Origin of the sequence: Halomonas sp., assembly GCF_033549285.1 — a bacterium.
GTDB lineage: Bacteria > Pseudomonadota > Gammaproteobacteria > Pseudomonadales > Halomonadaceae > Halomonas.
Window position 1 is genome coordinate 1 of record NZ_JAWSUJ010000197.1, and the last position, 1,253, is coordinate 1,253.

General features: G+C 58.8%; 1 pseudogene. It reads right to left on the reverse strand.

The window, feature by feature from the left end:
* Window positions 1-89 precede the first annotated feature (89 nt).
* A pseudogene (locus SCI24_RS21395) lies at window positions 90-1,109 on the reverse strand (IS30 family transposase).
* Window positions 1,110-1,253 lie beyond the last annotated feature (144 nt).

A 1,253-nucleotide genomic window follows, 5' to 3' on the forward strand; every position in this document is an offset into this window, starting at 1 on the left:
GCCAACTTCATCGCCATGATCTACCTGATTGGCAGCTCGGTGGGCCGCCTGTTCGATCAGGCCAAATCCACGTGAAGTGACGAAGAGCCCTATTGAAGGGTGCTCGGTCCGCCGACGGATTTCTTGAGCACCTCGGCGTAGACTTCCAGTGGGGTTCGCCAGTCCAGTGTCTTGCGAGGCCGTGTGTTCAGTGAGTCGCCGAACTCGTCGAGCTCTTCCTGGCTGTAGACAGAGAGGTCCGTGTCCTTTGACAGATACTGTCGCAACAGCCTGTTGGTGTTCTCGTTGGAGCTCCGCTGCCATGGGCAATGCGGATCAGCGAAGTAGATCGCAGTACCGGTCTTCTGCGTGATCTCGGCATGCTTCACCATTTCTCTGCCCTGGTCGTAGGTCATGGAGAGACGCAGGGCTCGCGGCACCTCATTGAGCTTATCGCTGAAGCCAACGGCCGCCGCCGTGGCCGTGGTGCCATCCACTTTCGCCAGAATCACCATGCGCGTGGTGCGCTCCCCAGCGTACCGACGGCGGAGCGTTTGTTGGCGCCAATGATGAGATCGCCCTCCCAGTGGCCAGGCATCAAGCGGTCTTCGATCTCAGGCGGGCGCGTGTGGGTGCTGACCAGATCGGGAATCTGCTGGCGTCGATCCTTGCCACGACTGCGTGAGCGACGCTTGCCGTTGCCCTGCCTCAGGCAGGCGATGAGCTTTTTTTTTGAGACTGCCGCGGGGCATCACATAGAGCGCGTTGTAGATGGCCTCATGCGAGACCTGCCGACGTGAATCGTTGGGAGACATGCGCTTCAGTGTGCTGGCTATCAGTTGCGGTGACGAGACCTTGCGCAGCAGGTGAACCACCACATCGAAGAACTCCCCATCGGCATGCAGCTTGGGACGCTGACGTGGCCGATGTCGCGTCAGACGAGCCCGATAGCCCGCTAGGCCGGCATCGTAGCCCTTGATGGAATCGACCGTATGGCGAGCAATTTCTCGCGACGCGGTGCTCGGCGCACGACCTAGGTGAGTGGCAATGGCCCGGATCGAATGCGTGGCTCGCATCATCATGATGGCGGCTCGGTCTTCAGCAGAAAGATGGCGATAGCAGTGGTTCATGGCAACACCGTACCTGATAGGTCATGTGTTGCACTTGCTCATTGAGACCACCATGGTTTATGTCCAACCAGGGAAAACGCATGAAAAACCGCTCTACGACGGGCTTCGTAGCGCTTTACCAGTAGGAGCTAATGTGGTCATCTA